Origin of the sequence: Hoeflea sp. YIM 152468, from assembly GCF_029210485.1 — a bacterium.
Taxonomy (GTDB): domain Bacteria; phylum Pseudomonadota; class Alphaproteobacteria; order Rhizobiales; family Rhizobiaceae; genus Hoeflea.
Genome location: NZ_JARGET010000038.1, coordinates 335,058 through 359,317, shown reverse-complemented (window position 1 = coordinate 359,317; position 24,260 = coordinate 335,058). Strand labels below are relative to the sequence as shown.

At 61.8% G+C, this 24,260-nt stretch carries 22 protein-coding genes; 16 read left to right on the top strand and 6 right to left on the bottom strand.

Translation table 11 applies throughout. The features are described from left to right. Positions 1–2 precede the first annotated feature (2 nt). From PZ897_RS19695 to PZ897_RS19660, 8 genes are all read left to right on the top strand, one after another. Positions 3–1,469 carry an aldehyde dehydrogenase family protein gene (locus tag PZ897_RS19695; protein ID WP_275754457.1) on the top strand — a complete coding sequence of 489 codons (1,467 nt, stop codon included), beginning with the start codon at positions 3–5 and terminating at the stop codon, positions 1,467–1,469. A 21-nt stretch (positions 1,470–1,490) separates the two neighbouring features. Next, entirely contained in the window at positions 1,491–2,237 is a 747-nt protein-coding gene (locus PZ897_RS19690) for a glucose 1-dehydrogenase (RefSeq protein WP_275754456.1), read from the top strand. Positions 2,238–2,409: 172 nt separating this feature from the next. Further along, on the top strand, positions 2,410–3,702 hold the full coding sequence (locus tag PZ897_RS19685) for an RsmB/NOP family class I SAM-dependent RNA methyltransferase (RefSeq protein ID WP_275754455.1): 1,293 nt from the start codon (positions 2,410–2,412) through the stop codon (positions 3,700–3,702). A gap of 58 nt (positions 3,703–3,760) precedes the next feature. Further along, entirely contained in the window at positions 3,761–4,225 is a 465-nt protein-coding gene (locus tag PZ897_RS19680; protein ID WP_275754454.1) for a TspO/MBR family protein, read from the top strand. 76 nt (positions 4,226–4,301) lie between these two features. Continuing rightward, positions 4,302–4,751: a PaaI family thioesterase gene (locus PZ897_RS19675; protein WP_275754453.1), complete on the top strand. Its 450-nt coding sequence runs from the start codon at positions 4,302–4,304 to the stop codon at positions 4,749–4,751. Next, positions 4,748–5,380 (top strand): 5'-methylthioadenosine/S-adenosylhomocysteine nucleosidase, encoded by a 633-nt coding sequence (locus tag PZ897_RS19670; protein ID WP_275754452.1) that lies wholly within the window; start codon positions 4,748–4,750, stop codon positions 5,378–5,380. The genes PZ897_RS19675 and PZ897_RS19670 overlap by 4 nt, the downstream gene beginning before the upstream one ends. Before the next feature lie 18 nt (positions 5,381–5,398). After that, complete coding sequence (guaA, locus tag PZ897_RS19665) at positions 5,399–6,961, top strand: glutamine-hydrolyzing GMP synthase (RefSeq protein ID WP_275754591.1); 1,563 nt, start codon at positions 5,399–5,401, stop codon at positions 6,959–6,961. 48 nt (positions 6,962–7,009) lie between these two features. After that, positions 7,010–7,357, top strand: a complete 348-nt coding sequence (locus tag PZ897_RS19660; protein ID WP_275754451.1) for an ArsC family reductase — start codon at positions 7,010–7,012, stop codon at positions 7,355–7,357. Positions 7,358–7,496: 139 nt separating this feature from the next. Here the strand turns inward: PZ897_RS19660 and xseA are convergent, their stop codons facing one another. Then, entirely contained in the window at positions 7,497–9,083 is a 1,587-nt protein-coding gene (xseA, locus tag PZ897_RS19655; RefSeq protein ID WP_275754450.1) for an exodeoxyribonuclease VII large subunit, read from the bottom strand. A gap of 220 nt (positions 9,084–9,303) precedes the next feature. On the opposite strand from xseA, the gene PZ897_RS19650 reads away from it, so the two are divergent. From PZ897_RS19650 to PZ897_RS19635, 4 genes are all read left to right on the top strand, one after another. After that, on the top strand, positions 9,304–9,654 hold the full coding sequence (locus PZ897_RS19650) for a PilZ domain-containing protein (RefSeq protein ID WP_275754449.1): 351 nt from the start codon (positions 9,304–9,306) through the stop codon (positions 9,652–9,654). 100 nt (positions 9,655–9,754) lie between these two features. Next, entirely contained in the window at positions 9,755–11,362 is a 1,608-nt protein-coding gene (locus tag PZ897_RS19645) for an NAD(P)/FAD-dependent oxidoreductase (protein WP_275754448.1), read from the top strand. 41 nt (positions 11,363–11,403) lie between these two features. Beyond that, positions 11,404–12,462, top strand: coding sequence for a succinylglutamate desuccinylase/aspartoacylase family protein (locus PZ897_RS19640; RefSeq protein WP_275754447.1), 1,059 nt, complete (start codon positions 11,404–11,406; stop codon positions 12,460–12,462). Between the two features lie 134 nt (positions 12,463–12,596). Continuing rightward, positions 12,597–13,619: a TAXI family TRAP transporter solute-binding subunit gene (locus tag PZ897_RS19635; protein ID WP_275754446.1), complete on the top strand. Its 1,023-nt coding sequence runs from the start codon at positions 12,597–12,599 to the stop codon at positions 13,617–13,619. A 21-nt stretch (positions 13,620–13,640) separates the two neighbouring features. Here PZ897_RS19635 and PZ897_RS19630 read toward each other — a convergent pair whose 3' ends face one another. The 5 genes from PZ897_RS19630 to PZ897_RS19610 all read right to left on the bottom strand — a co-directional run bounded on the left by PZ897_RS19630 (position 13,641) and on the right by PZ897_RS19610 (position 19,781). After that, positions 13,641–14,552, bottom strand: a complete 912-nt coding sequence (locus tag PZ897_RS19630; protein ID WP_275754445.1) for a DmsC/YnfH family molybdoenzyme membrane anchor subunit — start codon at positions 14,550–14,552, stop codon at positions 13,641–13,643. A gap of 4 nt (positions 14,553–14,556) precedes the next feature. After that, a complete protein-coding gene (locus tag PZ897_RS19625; protein WP_275754444.1) occupies positions 14,557–15,303 on the bottom strand; it encodes a 4Fe-4S dicluster domain-containing protein in 747 nt (248 codons plus the stop codon). Further along, positions 15,300–18,140 (bottom strand): molybdopterin oxidoreductase family protein, encoded by a 2,841-nt coding sequence (locus PZ897_RS19620; RefSeq protein ID WP_275754443.1) that lies wholly within the window; start codon positions 18,138–18,140, stop codon positions 15,300–15,302. The genes PZ897_RS19625 and PZ897_RS19620 overlap by 4 nt, the downstream gene beginning before the upstream one ends. Positions 18,141–18,367: 227 nt before the next feature. Then, the gene (locus tag PZ897_RS19615) at positions 18,368–18,694 is read right to left on the bottom strand and encodes a metalloregulator ArsR/SmtB family transcription factor (protein WP_275754442.1); all 327 of its coding nucleotides are present in this window, start codon (positions 18,692–18,694) and stop codon (positions 18,368–18,370) included. A gap of 61 nt (positions 18,695–18,755) precedes the next feature. Further along, positions 18,756–19,781, bottom strand: a complete 1,026-nt coding sequence (locus PZ897_RS19610) for a LacI family DNA-binding transcriptional regulator (protein ID WP_275754441.1) — start codon at positions 19,779–19,781, stop codon at positions 18,756–18,758. 222 nt (positions 19,782–20,003) lie between these two features. Here PZ897_RS19610 and PZ897_RS19605 point away from each other — a divergent pair, with 222 nt between their 5' ends. From PZ897_RS19605 to PZ897_RS19590, 4 genes are all read left to right on the top strand, one after another. Continuing rightward, positions 20,004–21,236: an ABC transporter substrate-binding protein gene (locus PZ897_RS19605; RefSeq protein WP_275754440.1), complete on the top strand. Its 1,233-nt coding sequence runs from the start codon at positions 20,004–20,006 to the stop codon at positions 21,234–21,236. A 73-nt stretch (positions 21,237–21,309) separates the two neighbouring features. Then, positions 21,310–22,221, top strand: a complete 912-nt coding sequence (locus PZ897_RS19600) for a sugar ABC transporter permease (protein ID WP_275754439.1) — start codon at positions 21,310–21,312, stop codon at positions 22,219–22,221. A gap of 43 nt (positions 22,222–22,264) precedes the next feature. Further along, positions 22,265–23,146: a carbohydrate ABC transporter permease gene (locus PZ897_RS19595; RefSeq protein ID WP_275754589.1), complete on the top strand. Its 882-nt coding sequence runs from the start codon at positions 22,265–22,267 to the stop codon at positions 23,144–23,146. Between the two features lie 5 nt (positions 23,147–23,151). Further along, the gene (locus PZ897_RS19590) at positions 23,152–24,234 is read left to right on the top strand and encodes an ABC transporter ATP-binding protein (RefSeq protein WP_275754438.1); all 1,083 of its coding nucleotides are present in this window, start codon (positions 23,152–23,154) and stop codon (positions 24,232–24,234) included. Positions 24,235–24,260: the final 26 nt, after the last annotated feature.

The window sequence follows — 24,260 nt, the reverse complement described above, 5'->3', positions numbered from 1 at the left end:
AGATGTCCAACCCCTTTGACGCCGGTTTCGACACCAGCCAGTGTCTGATCGGCGGCCGCTGGATCGGCGCCAGCGGCGGCAAGACCTTGCCGGTGGAAGATCCATCGACCGGCAAGGAGATCGGACGCATCGCCCGTGGCGGCAAGCCCGAAATCGAGGCGGCTGTTGACGCAGCGCAGCTTGCGCGCGATGGCGAATGGGGCCAGTTGAGCGCTGCCGAGCGCGGCCGCTTGCTCGCCAGGATCGGGCGGGCGGTCGAGGATCACATCGAATGGCTGGCCAATCTCGAGGCTCATGACGTCGGCAAGCCGCTGACCCAGGCCCGTGCCGATGCCCGCGCGTTGGCCCGCTACCTCGAATTCTACGCCGGCGCGGCCGACAAGATCCACGGCGAAACCATCCCCTATCTCAATGATTACACGGTCTACACACTGCGCGAGCCGCACGGCGTGACGGCCCATATCATCCCCTGGAACTATCCGATGCAGATCCTCGGCCGTTCGGTCGGCGCGGCGCTGGCGATGGGCAATGCCGCAGTCTTGAAGCCGGCTGAAGAAGCGTCATTGACGGCGCTGGCCTTCGCCCGCATCGCGGTTGATTGCGGCCTGCCCGATGGCGCGCTCAATGTGGTGCCCGGACTGGGCGAGGAGGCTGGAGCGGCGCTCTGCGGCCATCCCGGCATCCAGCATGTTTCCTTCACCGGATCGGTCGAGACCGGACGCAAGGTTCAGGAAGCCGCATCGCGCAATGTCATCCCGGTGACGCTCGAACTTGGCGGCAAGTCTCCGCAGATCGTTTTCGCCGATGCCGATCTCGACCGGGCGCTGCCGTTTCTGGTCAATGCCGGCATCCAGAATGCCGGTCAGACCTGCTCGGCGTCGTCGCGCATTCTTGTCGAGGCTTCGATCCACAAGGAGGTCGTGCGGCTGATGAGCGAGCGCTACAAGGCGCTGACCGTCGGTGCGGCGATCGAGGATCGGGCGGTTGGCCCGCTGATCTCGGAGCGCCAGAAAAACATCGTTCAGGGGTTTCTCGCGGAAGCCGATGAAGACGGTCTCGCCCCGGTGGCCGAAGGACAGATGCCGAAATCCGCGCCGATGGGCGGACATTATGTCCGGCCAACGCTCTACGGCGATGTTGATCCCGGCCATGCGCTTGCGCGTGATGAAATCTTCGGCCCGGTGCAGGTGATCATTCCGTTCCGCGATGAAGAGGAAGCGGTGGCCATCGCCAACGGCACCGATTACGGTCTGGTCGCCGGCGTCTGGACCCGCGACGGCGGCTGTCAGATGCGGATGGCGCGCTCCATCCGCTCCGGGCAGGTCTTCATCAACAATTATGGCGCTGGTGGCGGGGTGGAGTTGCCCTTCGGCGGCGTCGGCAAATCAGGCCATGGCCGCGAAAAGGGATTTGAAGCGCTTTACGGATTTTCCGCTCTCAAGACTGTCGCCGTCTGGCATGGTCATTGATGTTTCATTGAGGAGCAAGTGATGAGACTTGAAGGCAAGACGGCTCTGGTGACCGGCGGCGCATCCGGATTTGGCGCAGGCATCGTTCGCAAGTTTCTGAGTGAGGGCGCACGCGTCGCCATCGCTGATATCAACGCCGATGCGGCCACGGACCTTGCATCGGCGCTCGGCGATCAGGCATGTGCCGTGGCTGTGGATGTGTCCAGCAATGAAAGTGTTGCAGCAATGGCCAAGCACGTGCTTGGCCGCTACGGCGATCTCGATATTCTGGTCAACAATGCCGGCATCACCCATTTGCCGGCCGCACTGGACGAGGTCAGCGAGGAAGATTTCGACCGGGTGCTGGCGGTCAATGCCAAGTCGGTCTTCCTCACCGCCCGTCATTTTGTTCCGGCCATGAAACAGAAGCGCTCGGGCGCCATTCTCAACATCGCCTCGACCGCAGGGGTAAGCCCGCGCCCGCGACTGAGCTGGTACAACTGCTCCAAGGGCTGGATGATCACGGCAACCAGATCCATGGCGGTGGAACTGGCTCCCTCCGGCGTGCGGGTCAATGCCCTCAATCCGGTGGCAGGTGAAACACCGCTGCTCAAGTCGTTCATGGGCGAAGACACGCCGGAAATGCGTGCCAAATTCCTGGCGACCATCCCGCTGGGGCGGTTTTCGACGCCCGAGGACATGGGCAATGCCGCCTGTTTCCTCTGCTCCGACGAGGCGGCGATGATCACCGGTGTCGCCATGGAAGTTGACGGCGGTCGCTGTATATAGGCGTACTGACAGTCAAACAGCTTTCATTTGCGCACGAAACCCTCTAGCAGAGGCCACCTGCAGCGCCGTACCTCAGCCGGGATGCGCCAGGTGCTCCATCCAACTGAAGCAATGCATAAGCGGTATAGTTCAGGTGTCTGGCTATGAGCCCTGTGCGTTCGGAGACAAGATCATGCGCCTCGGCGGTCGACTGCAAGCAGCCATTGAAGTTCTCACCGACATCGAAACCCGGCATCGACCGGTGCCCGAGGCGCTGAAGGACTGGGGTGCGTCGCATCGTTTTGCCGGCTCCGGTGATCGCGCGGCCATATCCAACCTGGTGCATGACGCGTTGCGCATGAAATTGTCGCACGGTTTCCTTATGGATGGCGATACGCCCGCCGACCTGGCCGTGGCCACCTTGCTGCGGCAATGGAACATCAGCCCGGAAGAGCTGACCTCCAGCCTCGATGGAGACAAGTTCGCACCTGAGATTCCGTCTGTCGGGGTCCTTGCGGCTTGCCTGGGGCGGGATCTGTCGGCGGCGCCGGCCCATGTCCGGGCCGATATCCCGGAATGGCTGGCAGGGTCCTTCGAACGGGCATTCGACGCTGATTGGGAAGCGGAAGCGCAGGCGATGGCAGCCCGTCCTCCGCTTGATCTCAGAGCCAATACACTGATGGCCGAGCGCGATCAGGTGCTGGCCGAGTTTAACGCGCATGGCGCCCGGCCCACCCGGTTGGCACCAAACGGTATCCGGATCGAAGCAAGCGAAGGGCCCAAGCGCCAGATCGCTGCCACCGGCGAGGTCTGTTTCACCCGCGGCTGGTTTGAAATTCAGGATGAAGGATCGCAATTGGCCGCAGGTCTGGCAGGCGCGGCTGCCGGGGAAAAGGTGCTTGATTATTGCGCTGGCGGGGGCGGCAAGTCGCTGGCATTCGCGGCGATGATGGGCAATGAGGGAAGTATCAATGCCTATGATGCCGACCGGCGCCGGCTTGCGCCGATGGTCGAACGCATCGGGCGTGCAGGCGCCGAGATCATCTATATCAAGGATCGGGTGGCCAAACTCTCCGGTCTTGAAGGCCGCATGGACCGGGTGCTCATCGATGCGCCATGCACGGGAACCGGAACCTGGCGCCGCCGCCCCGATGCCAAATGGCGCATATCGGAAAAGAACATCAGCGACCGCATCGCCGATCAGGATCAGGTGCTCGATGATGCATCGCTCTATGTCCGTCCAGGCGGCGAACTGGCCTATGTCACCTGTTCGCTCCTGCCTGAAGAAAACACGGATCGGGTCAAGGCGTTCCTGCAGCGCCACCCGGAATTTGAAACCATCAGCCTCAAGCAGCGTTGGCGGTCCGCAGTGGCAGATCCCGATGCACCGGTTCCCTATGCGGTTTCGAACCTGGGATTGCTGCTGTCGCCGCGCCGTACCGGCACCGACGGATTTTATTTCGCCGGCTTCCGCCGCAAGATGTGACAATCGGAGACGGTATTTTCGGGCCGGCAATCGATCGTGAGGGGCAAGAGGGGGAACGATGAATAGATCGCACGCACTGATCCTGGTTCTGTTTATCGGCCTCACGGTCGCTGGCGGCAGCGCGATTGGTTATCTGACGCTCCCCGGTCCCTGGTATCAGGGACTGCAGAAGCCTTTGTTCAATCCTCCGGGCTGGATTTTCGGCCCGGTCTGGACGTCGCTCTACATATTGATCGGGATCGCCGGCGCCCGGGTGTTCATCCGCGAGCGCGGCACCTGGCTGCCCAAACTCTGGTTTGTCCAGATGACGCTGAACTTCCTCTGGTCGCCGGCATTCTTCACCCTGCACCGGCCCGATCTGGCGCTCGTGGTGCTGATCGCCATGCTGGTTGCGATCCTGAGCTTTATTGCGATCGGCTGGAACCGCGATCGGCCGTCCGCCCTGTTGTTCCTGCCCTATGCCGCATGGGTCGCCTTTGCCGGGTTGCTCAACGGTTCAATCTGGTGGCTCAATCCGGTCTGATCCAGGCATTGCAGAAAATTCGCTTGCTGTTTGTCCTGTCGCTTGGCACCTTCGCACCTGCGAAAGGATCTGCCGCATGAATGAGAGGCCAGACGAGAATTTCCGCGAACGCGTCATCGCCAGCTTCGACCGCCAGAACGCCATGCGCACCATCGGCGCGGTTCTCACCCGCGTCGAATATGGCGTTGTCGAGATCGAGATGCCGTTTCGCGATGACCTGACCCAGCAGCACGGTTTTCTTCACGCGGGCATTCTGTCGACAGCGCTTGATTCGGCTTGTGGTTACGCCGCACTCTCGGTCATGCCGCCGGAGGCCGCAGTGCTGACCATCGAGTTCAAGATCAATCTGCTGTCGCCCGGCCGGGGTGACCGCTTCCTGTTTCGCGGCGAGGTCACCAAGCCCGGCAGCACCATCATTGTCAGTGACGGGCGTGGATATGCGCTCTCCGATGGCCCGGCTAAGCTGATTGCATCCATGACCGGCACCATGATGGTGGTGCGCGGACGCGAAGGGATCGACGGATGAGTGGCGCAATCAAGATGGCCGGCGATCGCCGGGTGCTTTATGTGATGGCGGCGGAGCCGGAATATGGCCCACATCTCAAGGCGCGGTTCACGCCGCTGTTCACCGGCGTGGGTCCGGTTGAGGCCGCAGGGGCGGTTGCAGCAAGTCTTGCCGCTATCGAGCATGAACTGCCCGATTGCATTGTCTGTCTGGGCTCGGCGGGGTCGCGGTCGCTGGAGCAAACCCATGTCTACCAGGTCTCAGCGGTCAGTTACCGCGACATGGACGCGAGCGCGCTTGGCTTCGAGAAGGGGCGCACGCCGTTTCTCGATCTGCCGGCCGTCGTGCCGCTGCCGGTGATCGCGCAAGACGTTCCATCGGCAAGCCTGTCGACCGGCGCCAATATCGTCTCGGGTGCCGCATACGATCTCATCGACGCTGACATGGTCGACATGGAAACGTTTGCGGTCTTGCGCGCCGCCAGCCGTTTCGGCGTCCCGGTCCTGGGCCTGCGCGGCATCTCCGATGGCAAGGTTGAGCTCAACCATATCGGCGACTGGACCGAATATCTCCACATCATCGATGAAAAACTCGCCCAAGCGGTGGATCGCGTCGAAGCAGCGATTGCATCCGGCGCCGCTTTGGCTTAATCGCTCGCCATGAACGATATCCTCCACACCACTCATCCAGATTCCATTCTGATCATCGACTTCGGCAGTCAGGTGACGCAGCTCATCGCGCGCCGGGTGCGTGAAGCCGGCGTCTATTGCGAGATCGTCCCGTTCCAGCTCGCCGATGAAGGCTTTGAGCGGATGCAGCCCAAGGGCGTGATTTTTTCCGGCGGGCCGGATTCGGTCACCCGCGAAGGCTCGCCGCGCGCGCCGCAGGCAGTGTTTGAGTCCGGCGTGCCGATCCTGGCCATCTGCTATGGCCAGCAAACCCTGTGCATGCAGATCGGCGGCATGGTCGAAGGCGGCCATCACCGTGAATTCGGCCGCGCCGACGTCGAGATCCTGAAACCCTCGCCGCTGTTTGAGGGCGTCTGGGACGTCGGCAACAAGTATCCGGTCTGGATGAGCCATGGCGACCGGGTCACTCGGCTGCCGGATGGTTTCGAGGTCATCGGCACATCACCCAATGCGCCGTTCGCCATCTCGGTTGACGAAAAGCGGCGCTATTACACCACCATGTTCCATCCCGAAGTCGTGCATACGCCCGATGGTGCGAAACTGCTGTCCAATTTCGTCCACAAGATCGTCGGTCTCAAATCCGATTGGTCGATGGCCGCTTATCGGGCGGAAATGGTGCAGAAGATCCGCGACCAGGTCGGCTCCGGCAAGGTCATCTGCGCGCTCTCGGGCGGCGTTGATTCCTCCGTTGCAGCCCTGCTCATTCACGAAGCCATCGGCGATCAGCTGTCTTGCATTCTGGTGGATCACGGCCTGATGCGCCTCAACGAAGCCGCCGACGTGGTGGCGATGTTCCGTGAGCATTACAATCTGTCGCTGAAGATGGTCGATGCCTCCGACCGTTTCATCTCGCAGCTTGAAGGCGAGGCTGATCCTGAAACCAAGCGCAAGACCATTGGCCGGCTGTTCATCGAGGTCTTCGAGGAAGAGGCCAGGAAGATCGGCGGCGCCGATTTCCTGGCTCAGGGCACGCTCTATCCCGATGTTATCGAGAGTGTGTCGTTCTCCGGCGGTCCGTCGGTCACGATCAAGTCGCATCACAATGTCGGCGGTCTGCCCGAACGGATGAACATGCAGTTGGTCGAGCCCTTGCGCGAACTGTTCAAGGACGAAGTCCGCGCGCTGGGACGTGAGCTTGGCCTGCCCGAAAGCTTCATCGGCCGACATCCCTTCCCGGGCCCGGGACTGGCGATTCGCTGCCCCGGCGGCATCACCCGCGACAAGCTCGACATCCTGCGTCAGGCCGATGCCATCTATCTCGACGAGATCCGCAAGGCAGGCCTCTATGACACCATCTGGCAGGCCTTTGCTGTGCTGTTGCCGGTGCAGACTGTTGGCGTCATGGGCGATGGCCGCACCTACGAGTTCGTCTGCGCGCTGCGTGCTGTCACCTCGGTCGACGGCATGACCGCGGACTTCTATCCCTACGACATGGATTTCCTCGGCAAGACCGCGACCCGGATCATCAACGAGGTCAAGGGCATCAACCGCGTCGTCTACGACGTCACCTCCAAGCCGCCCGGAACCATCGAGTGGGAATGAGGCGCTGGCGCCGCTGATCTCTGGATAGAACACCGGGAAAGACCGATCATGACCGTGACCATGTATGGCATAAAAAACTGCGACACGATGAAGAAGGCGCGGGCCTGGCTCGCCGACCATTCGATCGAGGCAGAGTTTCACGATTACAAGGCTTCGGGCATTGATCGTGACCACCTTCAGCGCTGGTGCGATGAAGCCGGCTGGGAAACTGTTCTCAATCGTGCCGGCACCACCTTCCGCAAGCTCCCCGACACCGACAAGCAGGATCTCGACACAGACAAGGCCATCGCGCTGATGCTGGCCCAGCCATCGATGATCAAGCGCCCGGTGCTGCAGGCGGATGACCGGATCCTCGTCGGCTTCAAGCCGGATCTGTACCAGCAGTTTTTCAGCTGATGCAGGTCGCGCAAAAGTGTGCAGCGGTTTTGCGGCCACGACATCCATAAACAAAGTGCCTAAAATGCGTCACCCGGAACCGGTTTGATGCGACGCACTTTAGAGGCGAAGCCATCGTGGCGGAAGCGGGCAATCCGGTTCAGAACAAGTCGCCTTGTTTCTGATCGGCCGGCTTGCCGGCTTTGGTGCGAACCGGCTTCTTCGGTCGCAACACAGGCTTGTCGCCACTGTTGGCAAGAGCCGAGACCTCGCCGTCTGCAAACTCGATGGCCAGCATGGTGCCGGCATCGACCTGAGCAGCCCGCGCCAGGACCTTGCGGTCACAATCGCGGATCACCGCAAATCCCCGCCCCAGCACGCTGTGATGCGACAGCGAGTTGAGCATCCGCGCCTGGGCGTCGAGGCCACGTTTGCGCCGATCCAGCATCATGGTCAGCGTGCTGTCGCTTCTGCGGCCAAGGTCTGTGAGGCGATCCCGCCCGCGCGCATGGATGTCGGCGATCCGGCGAGGCACCGCCGCAAGAACCTGAGCATGGCGCTCCAGCCGTGACCGCCACCCATCGAGCCGCCGCTCCTGTGAGCGATCGGCGCGCAAAATCCTGTCGCGCACCATCTGGCGCTTTTCCCGAATCGCCGAAACCAGCGCGACCGGCGTGAGCCGCCCGGCCTGCCGGTCGAAACTGCGCCGCCGGTTTGCCGTGTTGAGTTGCAGCGCTTGGCCAAGCCCCTGACCCGACCGGTCCAGCCGCTGCCGCGGCAGCGCCAGCACGCTGTCGAGCGTCGGCAGTGCCCGCGCCAGCGAGCGGACCGCCTCGCGGCGGCGGTCAAGGGTGCGTGACTGGGCCGATTTCAACCGGGCCGTGAACGCGGCAATCTGTGCTTCGAGGTCCGCCTTGACCGGGACTGCCATTTCCGCAGCCCCCGTCGGCGTCGGCGCGCGCCGGTCGCTGGCGTGGTCAATCAGCGTCCAGTCGGTCTCGTGGCCGACCGCCGAGATCAGCGGTATTTCCGAGCTCGCTGCGGCGCGCACCACCGCTTCGTCATTGAAACCCCAAAGGTCTTCAAGGCTGCCGCCGCCCCGCGCAACGATGACCAGGTCGGGTCGTTTGATCGGACCGTCTGGACCAAGCGCGTTGAACCCGGCAATGGCGCGAGACACTTCCTCGCCTGACGTCTCGCCCTGAACCCGGACCGGCCAGACAATGACATGGACGGGAAACCGGTCTTCGATCCGGTGCAGGATATCGCGAATCACCGCCCCTGTCGGTGATGTCACCACGCCGATCACCAGCGGCATAGAGGGCAGCAATTGCTTGCGCGCTTCGTCAAACAGGCCTTCGGCGGCGAGCGTGCGCCGGCGCTCCTCGATCAGCGCCATCAACGCCCCGGCCCCGGCAGGTTCGATCGAATCGATCACGATCTGGTATTTCGACGAACCAGGATAGGTGGTGATCTTGCCCGTGGCGATCACTTCCAGCCCTTCTTCGGGCCGGTGTTTGAGCCGCGAGAACACGCCTCTCCAGATCACCGCTTCGATACGGGCTTTGTCATCCTTCAACGAAAAATAGGCATGACCTGAGGAGTGCGGCCCGCGATAGCCGGATATCTCGCCGCGGACCCGGACATAGCCGAACGTATCCTCGACGGTCCGCTTGATCGAGCCAGACAGCTCACTGACCGTGAACTCGGCGGCATTTGTGGGCGAATCATTCATAAGTGAAGGCATAGCCGAGTGCGCACCATGACGCGACCTGCGTCAAGTCTCGCCTCTCATGCCCGATGATGGCAATTGCGATATCAGCAGCGGCCGCGCACAAAAGCAGATTGATCATAGATTACAAGGCCGTGCCGTTAGCACGATCCTGCGTGGGTCATTTATTCAATTTTCACTGGAACTTAACCCGGAAAACCTAGGCATGTGTCGAGCGGCATAGGGAGGGACTGGTTTGAGAGCACCGAAGCATTATTTGTCGCGTCTCCCCGATGAGGACAGGCGTGAAAAACCGCGCCGGCAAACCAACAAGGTGGGCAAAGTCTACTATTTGCGTCACGGGGTTCGCGGTTACACATCGCAGTCCTGCAGGATGGACAATATCTCCGAAAGCGGCTGTCACGTGTGCCGGCTTGTTGCAGAGCCGATACCCGATTTCGTCTACTTCGTGCTTGAGGGACTGGCTGTGAAATTTCCCTGTGCGGTGATTGATCGGTCCGACGATGGCCTGCACCTGAAATTCATGACTGATCTGCCCACCGAACTGGTCGACAGGATCGCCGACAGGAGATTTCCTGCAATATAGCCGGGAAGCTGCGAAGGCCACCGGTGCCGGCTCGCAAACCATTGCGCCGGGCTTTGCTCCCGGTGCAGGATGCGCCGGTACAGGGAGCAGGACATCAGACATGAAACATGCAGTTGTCGTCGGCGGCGGCCATAACGGGTTGGTTTGCGCCTTTTATCTGGCTGCGGCCGGGCACAAGGTCACCGTTCTCGAGAAACGCGACATCATCGGCGGCGCCGCCGTCACCGAGGAATTTCATCCCGGTTTCCGCAATTCCGTCGCCTCCTACACGGTGTCATTGCTCAATCCCAAGGTGATCGCCGATCTCGACCTGGCCCGTCACGGACTTGAGATCGTCGAGCGCCGCATGAGCAATTTTCTGCCGTTGCCCGATGGCCGCGCGCTCGAGGCAGGGCCCGGACGGACCAGCCAATCCGTCGCGCAGTTTTCGCAAAAAGACGCCGAGGCGCTTTCCGGGTTCAACCGCATGCTCGACGCCGCCGCCAATGTGCTGCGTGACCTGTTGCTGCGCACGCCGCCCAATGTCACCGAAGGCAACTGGATCTCGGCAGTGCCGGAGTTGTTGAAGGCCGCATCACTGGGTCGCCAGTTCGCCGGATTGCCGCTTGATGCGCGCCGCGATGTGTTCGATCTCTTCACCTGTTCGGCCAGCGAGATTCTGGACCGCTGGTTCGAAAGCGATCCGATCAAGGCGCTGTTCGGGTTTGATGGCATTGTCGGGGCCTGGGTCAGTCCGCATACGCCGGGCACCGGGTATGTGCTGCTGCATCACTGCTTTGGCGAGGTCAACGGCAAACAGGGCATCTGGGGCCACGCCATCGGCGGCATGGGCGCCATCACCCAAGCCATGCGGCGGGCCTGTGAGGAAAAAGGCGTTGTGGTAAAAACCGGCGCCTCGGTCGCCCGTATCGACACCGCCGGCAGCCAAGTGTCCGCCGTCATCACCGAAGACGGTGCCCGTTACGAAGCTGATATCGTTGCCTCCAACATCCATCCGCAACTGCTGGTCGGCGATCTGCTGCAGGACGCGCCATTGCCCGCCGATTTCCGCCGCCGCATCGGCTACTGGCAAAGCGGCTCCGGCACCTTCCGCATGAATGTGGCGCTGGATGCGCTGCCGAGATTCACGGCGCGTCCCGAAGCAGGCGATCACCTGACCGCGGGCATCATCATTGCGCCGTCGCTCGACTACATGGACCGCGCCTATCTTCAGTCCCGCGCCCATGGCTGGTCGCGCCAGCCAGTGGTCGAAATGTTGATCCCCTCAACGCTCGATTCCACACTGGCGCCCGAGGGCAAGCATGTCGCCAGCCTGTTTTGCCAGCACGTTGCGCCGGACCTGCCCGACGACTTTCCCGGCGGCTCATCCTGGGACGATCACAAGGAGGCTGTCGCCGATTTGATGATCGACACAGTCGACAGCTATGCGCCCGGCTTTGCCAGGAGCGTGCTTGGCCGCCAGGTGCTGTCGCCGCTGGATCTCGAACGCAAGCTGTCGCTCGTCGGCGGCGACATTTTCCATGGCAAGCTCAGTCTCAACCAGCTGTTCTCGGCGCGTCCGGTTCTGGGTCATGCCGCCTATCGCGCCCCGATGAAGGGTCTGTACATGTGCGGCTCCGCCACTCATCCCGGCGGCGGCGTCACCGGTGTTCCGGGCCACAATGCCGCGCGCGAAATTCTGAGCGACATCGGTGCGCGACGGGTGTAATCGTCTGCGCGCCGCAAAACAGACAGTCAGGGTGATACGAGATGAAGACCGAGATCGAATCCATCGCCGGTGAAACTCCGGGCATAGCCTATGAGCTGATCATTCACAGGTTTGCCGGCTCTGACGCTTCCGCCCCGAGCGTTTACATCCAGGCTGGCCTGCATGCCGACGAACGCCCTGGTGTCGCAGCCATGCATTACCTCATTCCGATGCTGGAGCAGGCCGAGGCCGAGGGACGTCTCCAGGGGTCGCTGACATTGGTGCCGCACGCCAACCCGATCGGCGCGGCGCAGCATCATTACGGGGAGCACATGGGCCGGTTTTCGACCGGGACGCGGGCCAATTTCAACCGCGATTTCCCGGTTCCCGACGCGAGCGGCACAAGACACCTCGACCACGCGTCGGCGCCGGTGTTCGCCGAGCGCCGTCTCAAAAGCCGGCTGCTCGAACTTGCCGATGGTTGTCCGATCGTGCTCGATCTGCACTGCGACGATGAGGCTGTTCAGTATATCTATGCGCCCGAGAGACTGTGGCCGGACATGTCCGATCTCGCCGCCTGCCTGGACGCAGAAGCAGCCGTGTTGTGGGATTGCGGCTCCGACCGGGCTTTCGAAGAGGCCATTTTCGAGCAGATGCTGGCCCGGGCGCCAAACGGCGATCTGTCTGGTCACTGTGTCACCACGGTCGAATTGCGCGGCCAGAATGATGTGGATGCAAGCCTGGCCAGGAAGGACGCCGAGGGCATTTACCGGTTTCTGCAAGGGCGAGGCGTTGTCGCTAATGACGGCAAACAGGCCCCGGTCCTGAGCCAGACCTTCGTCGGCAAACCCATCCGCCATGTCGAGATGGTGCTGGCGCCGGTGGGCGGCACGATCCTGTTTCATGTCGAGCCCGGCCAGCGTGTCGCCGCAGGACAAGTCTTGGCCGAAATCATCGTCAATCCCGGCTGCAAGGGTGGATCTGTTGCGGTGCTGGCGCCGCAGGCGGGCTATGTGCTGACCCGGCGTATCCGTCGTTTCATTCGCATGGGTGACAATGTGCTCAAGATCATCGGCGAGGCTGCAGCCGTTGCCGCACGAAAGGGCGCCCTCGAAGACTGACATCCTTTTTTACCACGCTGAGCGGTTTCCAGCGGCTGCCTTTGACTTTGATGAGCCAAACCGCGACTTTGTTGCGGCGTGAAAAAGATCGGCACCAGACCGGTCCCGTGCAGCTTGCAAGGTGGGGGAAAAAGATGGGACTGAGGCTATCGACGCTGTTATGCGCCGCCAGGGTGTTGGCAAGTGCGGTTGCGCTGGTCGCCGGCGCGGGCAGTGCCCAGGCCCAGGACATCCGCTATTTCACCATCGGAACCGCCGGCGTCGGCGGAACCTATTTCCCGCTGGCCGGCACCATCGCCAATGCCATCTCCAACCCGCCCGGTTCCCGCCAATGCGATGAAGGCGGGTCCTGCGGTGTCCCCGGTCTGGTGGCGGTGGCGCAATCCTCGCATGGGTCAGTGGCCAATGTCAGCGCCATCATCTCGGGCGGCTTGAACACCGGCTTCTCCCAGTCCGACGTCGCCTATTGGGCCTATTCCGGTACCGGAATATTCGAAGGCCAGGAACCGATGCGCGATCTGCGCGTCATCGCTGCGCTCTATCCCGAACATATTCACCTGATTGCCGCCAAGGCCTCCGGCATCAGCTCGGTCGCGGACCTGAAGGGCAAGCGTGTCTCCCTCGACAAGACCGATTCGGGAACCTACCCCGATGCACGTCTGGTCCTCGAGGCCTTCGGTCTTTCCGATGCCGACATCACGATCGAAAACCTGATGCCGGAGGATGCGGCCGATGCGCTGCGCCAAGGCCGGATCGATGCGCTGTTCTTTGTCGGCGGCTATCCCGCCAGGGCCATCGCCGAGCTTGCGTCCAGTGCTGCCATTGTGCTCGTTCCCATCCAAGGCCCCGACGTGGACGGGATGGTTCTGCAGCATTCATTCTTCACCCGGGACGCGATACCGGACGGCGTCTATGACGGTGTGCCCGGCGTCCCGACGATTGCGGTGGGAGCACAGTGGCTGACCCGGCTGGAGCAGGATGAGGATCTGATCTACCAGGTCACCAGGGCGCTGTGGAACCCGGCCACACGCAAATTGCTCGATGTCGGTCATGCCAAGGGGGCGGTGGTAACGCTCCAATCCGCGCTGAACGGCATTGCCATCCCGCTGCATCCCGGTGCAGAGAAGTATTACCGGGAAGCCGGCATGATCCGATGAAGCGGTCGTTTTGGCCCGATCTCAGCGGTGGCCGTAATAGAGCGACACCGCATGTTCGGCTTCGGCGAAGAACAGCCAGCGTTCTGCCAGCAGTCCGACACTCATCGACAGCGCTGCGGCCAGGATGAAAAGCGCCGGGGCGCCGCTGAGCGCGATGAGTGCAAGGATCACAAGGGGCACGAGGGCGCCCAGCAGCAAGGCCAGCATGCGCAGGGTGCGGGCGTGTTTGCGACCTATGCGGTGAACCATTTCACGGGTGAGGTAATTCTCGCCGGTGTGCGGGCGTTCGAGCAGGCGCACCTTGCCGATCAAGCCGAGTCCGGTTGCCGTCTCCGGCGATGAGCCCGAATCGGCAAGCCGCGCCCGGCCGGCCCGAACCCACCAGAGCCATTTGGCTGACCAGGCCAGAGCGACGAGCACCATGCCCCAGACCTCGGCATATCCGTGATTTCCGAATGCGGAGGCCAGCAACCAGCCCGAGCCGAGCGCAAAGCCGGAATAGACCGCCGGCGTGAGCGGGCTGTTCCATTGCGGCACGGTCTTGAGCTGCGCATAGATCATCGAGGTGGTGAACACTGTTGCCGCCGCGCCAAGGGCTGCCGTCCACCCCAGCAGCGAACTGCGGGTTCCGCTTGTCATCCAGATCAACGCATAGAGCCCGAAGAGCATCAGCGTCATGATGGCGGCGATGCCTTCGCGCGACAGCCAGCTCGTCCGCCATTGGCTGAGCGCCCGCCAGGCCCGCTCGGGATGGCCGAGATGAAAGGTTGAAGCCAGCAGGCCCGCGACCGCGAGGCCGCCACCGGTCAGCGACACCAAAAACACCTTCCCGGCGCCGCCGTCGACTGGAAACCCGAGCCCGAGCAAAAAGATCATGCCAAAACCGGCGCCCGACATGACGGTAAAGAAGATAACGGAAACTGCAGGGTGCATGGGATTATCCGAGTCTGTCGAGTGCGGCGTCGAGCCAGCCGAGGAACCCGTCGGCCTTGGGCGCAGGTGTTGGATCAAGGGCCGGCGCGGGCGCCGGCTGCGACCGGGTTTTCGGCCGCGGCGGCAGGTACTTGTTGACCGGGCGTGTCCCCATCTCCGGCATCAGGTCGATGCCGCCCCGGTCTGCCACCAGTTGTGAAACATTGGAGTCCGGGTCATTGAAATCGCCAAAATGCCGCGCACTGGAAGGGCAGGTGCGCACGCAGGCCGGAATCCGGTCTTCTTCAGCCAGGGTCTCGCTGTAGATCCGGTCGACGCACAGGGTGCATTTCTTCATCACGTTTTCGACCGGGTCCATTTCCCGCGCGCCATAAGGGCAGGCCCAGGCGCACAGGCCGCAGCCGATGCACAAATCCTCGTCGACCAGCACGATGCCGTCTTCGGGCCGCTTGTAGCTGGCGCCGGTCGGGCACACGGTCACGCACGGCGCGTCATCGCAATGCAGGCAGGATTTGGGGAAATGCACGATCTGCGCTGGTGCCCCCTCGGGGGTGACTTCGAAAGTGTGGATCCGGTTCAGCCAGGCGCCGGACACATCAGCGCCATAGGCGTCGACATCGGACAGCGGCGAGGCTCCGGCGCTGGTGTTCCATTCCTTGCAACTGACCGCGCAGGCGTGACAGCCGACGCAGGTGTCGAGATCGATGACAAGGCCGAGCCGCTTTTCGGTGGTCGCGGGAAGACGGGTCATTCAGCGGCCTCCGGTCCGAAACTGACATTCCTCGGCGCCGGCCCGACCGGGCTTGCCTGGGAGGCGGCATGCGGCAGGCTGATACCCGTGGTTTGATCGGCATCCTTGCGGATCGCCACCCGCAGATCGAACCACGCCGCCTGACCGGTGATCGGATCGGAATTGGCCCAGCGTCGGCCATCGCCTTTCGGCGGCAGCAATTCATCGATCAGATGGTTGAGCAGGAACCCGCGGGTTGCTTCCGGTGCGTCGGCATCAAGCGCCCAGGCGCCGGAGCGCTTGCCGATGGCGTTCCAGGTCCACAGCGTCGCGCCGTTGACCGCGTCCATGCGCGCAATCCTGACCCGGATCTCGCCCGATTGCGAGGACACCAGCGCCCAGTCGCCGGTCTCCAGTCCGTGGCTGTCGCAGACATCACCCGGCACATAGAGCGCGTTTTCGCCGTGGATCTGCCGCAGCCAGGCATTCTGCGAGCCCCAGGAATGATACATCGCCGCCGGCCGCTGGGTGATGGCGTGCAGCGGATAGGCCTCCTCGCTCAGCCCGTCATCGGCAAACGGCGGATACCAGGTTGGCAGCGGATCGAAACAGGATCTGATCCGCTCCCGATGATGTTCCGGCGGCACCGGCTTGATCTTGCCTTCGGCGGCGAGCTGGAACTTGCGCAAGGGTTCGAGATAGAGCTGGAAGATGTTTTCCACCGGGCCGTCCTGCAGGCCTTTTTCGATCGCCCAGTCGCTCCAGGCCCGGTTGGCGTGTTTGAAGTAATGCGCTTCCATGGGCACATGCACCTGTGAAAATCCGCCATTCTCGATATAGCGCTCGAGCTGGTTCGGATTGGGCTTGCCGCGCCCGGTCTTGTCGCCGTCCTCGCCGCGCCAGCCTGACAGCGGCCCGATGCCGGGTTTGCGCTGGTGATTGACGATGTAGTCGGCATAGTCTTTGTAGGCCGGTGATCCATCCTCAGTGACCATGCCCGGAAGCTTCAGCCGCGCGCCGAGATCAAGCAGCACGCTCTGGAAGCCGCGTACGTCGCGATCGGGTTCGACCACCGGCCAGCGGATCGAATCGCACAGCGCTTCGGGTTCGCTGATCGGCCGGTCGAGAAGCGAAATGCAGTCGTGCCGTTCGAGATAGGTGGTGTCGGGCAGGATCAGATCGGCAAACGCCACCATTTCTGACGAATAGGCGTCGGAATAGATGATCTTCGGGATCACATAATCGCCCTTCTCATCCTTGTCGGTGAGCATATCCATCACCGACGAGGAGTTCATCGACGAATTCCATGCCATGTTGGCCATGTACATGAACAAGACATCAATGCCATAGGGATCGCGCGCATGGGCATTGGAAATCACCATATGCATCATGCCGTGCGCCGACAGCGGCGCATCCCACGAGAACGCCTTGTCGATGCGCTGCGCCGTCGCGCCGTCGGCTTCGAGCAATAAATCTTCCGGCCCGCGCGGATAGCCCAGATGCGGGCCCGCCAGCGCGGTGTCGGCGCAGGCGCCGCCATGCGGCCGTGGCTGGCCGGCAACGGGGCGCGGATAGGGTGGCTTGAACCGGAAACCGCCGGGGCAATCAATGGAGCCGACCAGGATCTGCAGCAGATGCAGCGCCCGGCAGGTCTGAAATCCGTTGGAATGGGCCGAGATGCCGCGCATGGCGTGAAACGCCACCGGCCTGCCGATCATCCGCTCGTGGCGTTCGCCTTTCATGTCGGTCCAGGGCTGCTCGATGATGAGTTCGCGCTCGAACGCCGCCTCGGCAATCTCGCCGGCAATGCGGATGATGGTGTCAGCCGCAATTCCGGTGCGTTCGGCAACCTCGGCAGGGGCATATTGCGGATCAAGATATTTTTGCGCCAGCAGTTCGAACACCGGAATGGCGAAGCGACCGTCGGGCAAGTCGAACCGGCCTTTCAGGGCGGGCTTGATCCCTGGGGTGGACGACGGCAGTGCCTTGCCGCTTGTCCGCTCGGCCACCAGCGGCGTACCCTCTTCGTCACGCACAAACAGGCCGTGGTCAGCGCTGTCGGGGTCGTCAATCACCAGCCAGGGCGCATTGGTGTAACGGATCAGGTAATCGACATCGATCTTGCCGGCGCGCATCAGTTCGTGCACCAGCGCCAGGATCAGCAGCCCGTCGGTGCCCGGCGTGATGCCGAGCCATTCGTCGGCAATGGCATTGTAGCCGGTGCGCACCGGGTTGACGCCGATCACCTTGACGCCGCGTTCTTTCAGTTTGCCCAGCCCCATCTTGATCGGGTTGGAATCATGATCCTCGGCGACGCCGAAAATCATGAACAGCTCGGTCTTTTCCCAGTCCGGCGCGCCGAATTCCCAGAAGGCGCCGCCCATCGTGTAGATGCCGGCAGCGGCCATGTTGACCGAGCAGAAACCGCCATGGGCGGCATAATTCGGCGTGCCGAATGCTTGCGCCCACCAGCCGGTCATGGACTGGCTCTGGTCGCGGCCGGTGAAAAACGCCAGCTTGCGCGGATCGCTGCGCCGCACGTCGCCGAGCCAGTCGGTGGCCAGCGCCAAAGCCTCGTCCCATTCGATTTCCTTGAATTGCCCCGCGCCGCGTTCACCGGTTCTGAGCAGCGGCTTCTTCAGCCGGGCCGGCGAATAATGCTGCATGATCCCGGCCGATCCCTTGGCGCACAGCACGCCCTTGTTGATCGGATGGTCGCGATTGCCTTCGATATAGCGGACCTTGCCGTCGGCGATGTGAACATCAATGCCACAGCGGCAGGCGCACATGTAACAGGTGGTCTTGCGAATCTCGGTTGTGCCGTCAGCCGTGCTGGGAGCCCTGCTGGTCTGGTTCATTCGCCCTCCCGAAGACGCGCTGCCCCAGGGTGCTGCGCGTTCCATTGTTGCCGTACGGCAATCCGATGCGGGCGCCCTCCGCGACCGCAGCGCAAACGGACCGTGCAGCCGTGGAAATGTCAAGGGCGGCGGGTAAAGCCAGGTTGACTTCCTTTAAGGCCAGATTGGCGTGCACGGGCGGGGTGATTGTCCAAGGGCAACAGGGTGGGGCATCGCAAATGGCCGGGCTAGCCGCTGACCTCCGCGGGCTCCGCGCAGTAGAGCCGGTGCAGAACTTCCAGCACAGCCGCCACTTCCTTGCCTTTCAGCGAATAGTAAATCGTCTGGGCATCACGCTTGGTCTCGACCAGATCCGCGTCGCGCAGCTTGCGCAAATGGTGCGACATGGCGGGCTGCGACAGGCCGACCATCGCCGCCAGCCTGAGCACACTGTGTTCTCCGTCCAGCAGGATGCAAAGAATGCGCAGGCGCACCGGCTGCGACAGCATTTCCATCAGCTTCGCCGCCTCACCAATCCGCGGTTCCATTTCAAGCATGTCGTGTGCGTCAAGCATGGTCGGCGTTCCGATATTTAAACATTCAAGATCATTTATATAAGAAATTTCTCTCGAATATTCAACCGGCAAGTTGCCGTGTGCTGTCCCGCACGATCAGTTCGACTTCCAGTATCGTCGTTTCTATCGCCGGGCTGGTGTTGGTCTGGACATGGTCAATCAGCATTTTGGCTGCGTACAGCCCCAGCTTCTTGCGGGGCTGGCAAACGGTGGTCAGCGCCGGAATGAAGCGGCGGGCGATATCGATGTCGTCAAACCCGACCACTGACACATCGCCGGGAACCGCGACATCGTTGCGCGCCAGTTCCGAGATGAAGCCGAAAGCCATCTGGTCGGATTGGCAAAAGACAGCGCTGGGGCGATGATCGAGTCGAAGCCATGCCTGAGCCGCGCGCGCGCCGGATTCGAGGCTGAAGTCGCCGAAAAAGAGGTGTGACGGGTCCAGAGCCAGGCCGCTGTTCACCATCTCCGTTTCCGCGCCCGCACTTCGGCTGCGGGTCAGCACGTTTTCCGGCGGCCCCGCCAGCATTCCGATCTGGCGATGCCCCAGCCCGACAAGATGTGCAATCGCCAACCCGGCGCCGGCGCTGTTGTTGGCGCGAACCGAGAAAAATGCGTCCTTCGGGGGCCACTCACAGGCAAAGATAATGGGTGGGGCGCCGGTTCCCGCACTCGCCACCGAAAGGATTTCGTCAGGCAAGGAGCCATCCAGCGCAATGATTCCGTCGGCCCGGGATGCGTGCAGATACTCCAGCACCAGCTGCGGCTTTGTATGGGCCTGCCTTGTGTCGACAACCAGCATGTTGATGTCGGCGTCCGACAGGGCCACCTCGATGCCGGCGAGTATCTCCGAGAAAAACGGATTGCCCAGATTCGGGACCAGCACGACGATGGCGCCGGTGCGCTGACGCCGCAGATTGCGGGCCGAAAGATTGACCCGGTAGCCGCTTTTCTCCGCGGCGGCAAGCACCGCATTACGTGTTGATTCCGCTACTGTTTCCGGTTTGCTCAGCGCCCGGCTGACGGTCGCCGTCGAGACCCCGGCAAGCCGTGCAACATCGGTAATTCTCGGCGCTTTGGTTTCCATGATGAGTCGTATTCCCGGTTCTGCGAGACGGACTTGAGGTACGTAACGCAAATATCACTTGACTCCAAAAGTCATCACGGTCAACCTTTATGTAATCGATTGCAGCGCATCAGAGTACAGATCGATGTAATCGATTGAAAGCGGTGTGAGGACACCGGTGGGCCCGGGCAGTTGCTGGGAGCGACGAGACCGGGAGGAGGAACAATCCTGGGAGGGAACTCGATGAACACATTCAAGCTTTTTTTGACTGGCGCGTCCGCGCTGGCACTGTCGACATCCGTTAATGCAACAGATCTGGAAGTCACCCATTGGTGGACATCCGGTGGCGAGGCCGCGGCTGTGGCCGAATTTGCCAAGGCGTTTGACGCCACCGGCAACAAATGGGTCGACGGCGCCATCGCCGGCGGTGGCGGCACGGCCCGCCCGGTCATGATTTCCCGCATCACCGGTGGTGATCCGATGGCGGCGACCCAGTTCAACCACGGTCGCCAGGCCGAAGAGCTGATTGAAGCCGGCCTGATGCTCGACCTGACCGAGCTCGCCGAAAAGGAAGGCTGGAAAGACATCGTCAATCCGTCAAACCTGCTCGACAGCTGCACCCTGGATGGCCGCATCTATTGCGTTCCCGTCAATATCCATTCACCGCAGTGGCTGTGGCTGTCGCATGCCGCCTTCGAAAAGGCCGGCGTGGATGTTCCCAGCAACTGGGACGAATATGTTGCTGCAGCCCCGAAGCTGCGCGAAGCCGGCATTCAGCCGCTCGCCCTTGGTCAGCAGCCCTGGCAGTCGAACCTGCTCTTCGGCGCCGTTCAGATCGGTGTCGGCGGTCTGGACCTGTGGAAGCAGGTCAATATCGGCAAGGATGTCGATGCAGCCGGCGGTCCGGACATGGCCAAGGTCTTCGAGGCCATGGGCGATGCTCGCGATATGGCTGACGGCTCCAATGTTCAGGACTGGAACCAGGCCACCAACATGGTCATCACCGGCACCGCCGGCGGCCAGATCATGGGTGACTGGGCGCAGGGTGAATTCCAGGTTGCCGAGCAGACAGCCGGCAAGGACTACACCTGTCTTCCGGGTCTCGGGGTTCACGAATATCTCTCGACCGGTGGCGACGCCTTCTATTTCCCCAAGCTCGATGATGCGGAAAAGACCGCAGCCCAGCTCGAACTGGCGTCTGTGATGATTTCCAAGCAAACCCAGGTCGCCTTCAACCTGAAGAAAGGTTCGCTGCCAATCCGCGGTGACATCGATCTTTCGGCGGCCAATGACTGCATGAAGAAGGGTCTGGAAATCCTCGCAACCGGCAACCTGCTGCCATCCGGCGACATGGTTTTCTCGGCTGACACCCAGACCCAGTTCAACGATCTCATGGTCGAGTTCATGAACGACAAGTCGATCACGCCGGAAGACGCCCACAAGCGCTACGTCGCCATCGTGGAAGACGCTGACTGATCAAGTCCTTGATCGCACCGCCGGCCCGTTCCTGAGTTAGGGCCGGCGGTCATCAGTCACCTGGAGAGCGTCGATGATCACGACCAGCACGCCCGCGGCCACGCAGCGTCCGATACGCCTGTTTCGCAACAAGGCAGCCAAGATTGCCGCCATTCCGATGATTCTGACAGCCGTCGTGGTGTTCATGGGCGGGACCATCTGGACGATCGTCTTCTCGTTCACCAAGTCGAAATTGCTGCCCAAGGCCAACTTCATCGGTCTTGATCAGTACGACCGTCTCTGGTCGAGCTCCAAGTGGGGGATCGCGATCGAAAACCTGCTGATCTACGGAATATGCTCGCTGATATTCTCGCTGGTGATCGGCTTCGTTCTCGCAGCCCTGCTCGATCAGAAGATCCGCTTCGAAAACACATTCCGATCCATCATGCTCTATCCCTTCGCCCTGTCATTCATTGTCACGGGCCTGGTCTGGCAGTGGATCCTCAACCCCGATTTCGGCATCCAGAAAGTGGTCCGCTCGATGGGATGGGAGAGCTTTTCCTTCGATCCGCTCAACAACCAGGAAATTGTCATCTACGGCATTCTCATCGCCGGCCTCTGGCAGGGCACTGGCCTGATCATGTGCCTGATGCTGGCGGGCCTGCGCGGCATCGACGAGGATATCTGGAAGGCCGCCCGCGTCGACGGCATTCCGGCCTGGAAAACCTATATCTTCATTGTCATTCCGATGATGCGAGCGGTCTTCGTCACCACCCTGGTGATCATCGCCTCGGGCATCGTCAAGCTTTACGATCTCGTCGTCGCACAGACCTCCGGCGGACCCGGCATCGCCTCGGAAGTTCCGGCCAAATATGTCTATGACGCGATGTTCCTGTCGCAGAACCTCGGTCAGGGCTTTGCCGGCTCGACGATGATGTTGCTGGCGGTTCTCATCGTGCTCATCCCCTGGGCCTACATGGAATTCGGAGGACGCCAGCGTGACTGACGCAACCACTCTCGCCACACGGCCCGTTGCATCCACGGGTCTGGTGGACGGCCCGCGCGGCGGCAAGCCCAAACGCGCCATCTCGCCGCGCAATGTCTTCATCTACGGCACCTTGCTGCTGGTCTCGATCTACTACCTGCTGCCGCTTTATGTGATGATTGTCACATCGCTCAAGGGCATGCCGGAAATCCGCCTCGGCAATATCTTTGCCCCGCCGGTGGAAATCACCTTCGAGCCCTGGGTCAAGGCCTGGGCGACCGCTTGTACCGGCCTCAATTGCGAGGGCCTGTCGCGCGGGTTCTGGAATTCGGTGCGGATCACTATCCCGTCGGTGGTGCTGTCGATCGCCATCGCCTCGGTGAATGGTTACGCGCTGGCCAACTGGCGCTTCAAGGGGGCCGACGTCTTCTTCACCATCCTGATCTTCGGCGCCTTCATCCCCTACCAGGTGATGCTCTACCCGATCGTCATCCTGCTGCGGGAGCTTGGAATCTACGGCACCCTCTGGGGCCTCAGTCTGGTCCACACCATCTTCGGCATGCCGATCCTGACGCTGCTGTTCCGCAATTATTTCACGACAGTACCCGAGGAGTTGTTCAAGGCCGCGCGCGTTGACGGCGCCGGTTTCTGGGGCATCTATTTCAAGATCATGTTGCCGATGAGCCTGCCGATCTTCGTCGTCGCCATCATCATCCAGATCACCGGCATCTGGAACGACTTCCTGTTCGGCGTGGTCTACACCAAGCCCGATGTCTACCCGATGACCGTGCAGCTCAACAACATCGTCAACTCGGTTCAGGGCGTCAAAGAGTACAATGTGAACATGGCCGCAACCATCATCACCGGGCTTGTTCCCTTGTTCATCTATTTCGTTTCCGGGAAACTTTTCGTGCGCGGCATCGCCGCCGGTGCGGTGAAAGGGTAACAATCGTGACCAGTGTATCGATCCGTGATCTGACTTTGAAATTCGGATCTCTTGAAGTCCTCAAATCGCTCAATATCGATATTGACGAAGGCGAGTTCCTGGTTCTTCTCGGACCCTCTGGCTGCGGCAAGTCGACCTTGCTCAACTGCATTGCAGGTTTGCTGGACATCTCCGATGGCCAGATCTTCATCGGTGGCAACAATGTCACCTGGACCGAACCGAGTGAACGCGGCATCGGCATGGTGTTCCAGTCCTATGCGCTTTATCCGCAGATGTCGGTCGAGGGAAATCTGGCATTCGGCCTGAAAAACGCCCGCATGCCGAAGCACGAAATTGCCAGCCGGATCGCCCGCGCAGCCGAAGTGTTGCAGATCGAGCCGCTTCTGCAGCGCAAGCCGGCGCAGCTGTCGGGCGGCCAGCGCCAGCGTGTCGCCATCGGCCGGGCGCTGGTGCGCGATGTCGATGTGTTCCTGTTTGATGAGCCGCTGTCCAATCTCGACGCCAAGCTGCGCGCCGAGCTGCGGGTTGAAATCAAGCGCCTGCATCACCGGCTCAAGAACACCATGGTGTATGTTACCCACGACCAGATCGAGGCACTGACACTGGCTGACCGGATCGCCATCATGCGCAACGGCATCATCCAGCAGCTCGACACCCCCCACGAAATCTACAACCGGCCGGTCAACCTTTATGTTGCCGGCTTCATGGGCTCGCCGGGCATGAATTTCATCGAGGGTGAAATCTCCGGAGCCGGTGATTCGGATTTCAATTTCGCGTCGACGCAGATCCCGCTGGCGCGCTATCCTTTTGCGCAGGCCGACAGGCCAAACCACGCCATATTCGGGATCAGGCCGGAACACGTCAGCTGCGGCACTGCTGCATCGGATGAACCCTTCAGCACCGACGTCGAAATCGAGGTTGTCGAGCCGATGGGCGCTGATACGCTGGTCTGGGCGGTGCTGGACGGCAAGGAATTCCGCTTCCGGGTCGATGGCCAAAGCCCGCTGCATGCCGGTCAGTCCATTCGCATCGGTTTCGATCCGGCCAAGGCCTCCATTTTCGATGCGCGGAGCGAGCTGCGGCTCTGAGGCCGCTTAACCTCTACTCTCCACGC

Excerpts from the sequence above, each read along its gene's own strand:
- PZ897_RS19695 (WP_275754457.1), top strand. The coding sequence starts at position 3 with ATGTCCAACCCCTTTGACGCCGGTTTCGACACCAGCCAGTGTCTGATC.
- PZ897_RS19690 (WP_275754456.1), top strand. The coding sequence starts at position 1,491 with ATGAGACTTGAAGGCAAGACGGCTCTGGTGACCGGCGGCGCATCCGGA.
- PZ897_RS19685 (WP_275754455.1), top strand. The coding sequence starts at position 2,410 with ATGCGCCTCGGCGGTCGACTGCAAGCAGCCATTGAAGTTCTCACCGAC.
- PZ897_RS19680 (WP_275754454.1), top strand. The coding sequence starts at position 3,761 with ATGAATAGATCGCACGCACTGATCCTGGTTCTGTTTATCGGCCTCACG.
- PZ897_RS19675 (WP_275754453.1), top strand. The coding sequence starts at position 4,302 with ATGAATGAGAGGCCAGACGAGAATTTCCGCGAACGCGTCATCGCCAGC.
- PZ897_RS19670 (WP_275754452.1), top strand. The coding sequence starts at position 4,748 with ATGAGTGGCGCAATCAAGATGGCCGGCGATCGCCGGGTGCTTTATGTG.
- PZ897_RS19660 (WP_275754451.1), top strand. The coding sequence starts at position 7,010 with ATGACCGTGACCATGTATGGCATAAAAAACTGCGACACGATGAAGAAG.
- xseA (WP_275754450.1), bottom strand. The coding sequence starts at position 9,083 with ATGCCTTCACTTATGAATGATTCGCCCACAAATGCCGCCGAGTTCACG.
- PZ897_RS19645 (WP_275754448.1), top strand. The coding sequence starts at position 9,755 with ATGAAACATGCAGTTGTCGTCGGCGGCGGCCATAACGGGTTGGTTTGC.
- PZ897_RS19640 (WP_275754447.1), top strand. The coding sequence starts at position 11,404 with ATGAAGACCGAGATCGAATCCATCGCCGGTGAAACTCCGGGCATAGCC.
- PZ897_RS19635 (WP_275754446.1), top strand. The coding sequence starts at position 12,597 with ATGGGACTGAGGCTATCGACGCTGTTATGCGCCGCCAGGGTGTTGGCA.
- PZ897_RS19630 (WP_275754445.1), bottom strand. The coding sequence starts at position 14,552 with ATGCACCCTGCAGTTTCCGTTATCTTCTTTACCGTCATGTCGGGCGCC.
- PZ897_RS19625 (WP_275754444.1), bottom strand. The coding sequence starts at position 15,303 with ATGACCCGTCTTCCCGCGACCACCGAAAAGCGGCTCGGCCTTGTCATC.
- PZ897_RS19620 (WP_275754443.1), bottom strand. The coding sequence starts at position 18,140 with ATGAACCAGACCAGCAGGGCTCCCAGCACGGCTGACGGCACAACCGAG.
- PZ897_RS19615 (WP_275754442.1), bottom strand. The coding sequence starts at position 18,694 with ATGCTTGACGCACACGACATGCTTGAAATGGAACCGCGGATTGGTGAG.
- PZ897_RS19610 (WP_275754441.1), bottom strand. The coding sequence starts at position 19,781 with ATGGAAACCAAAGCGCCGAGAATTACCGATGTTGCACGGCTTGCCGGG.
- PZ897_RS19605 (WP_275754440.1), top strand. The coding sequence starts at position 20,004 with ATGAACACATTCAAGCTTTTTTTGACTGGCGCGTCCGCGCTGGCACTG.
- PZ897_RS19600 (WP_275754439.1), top strand. The coding sequence starts at position 21,310 with ATGATCACGACCAGCACGCCCGCGGCCACGCAGCGTCCGATACGCCTG.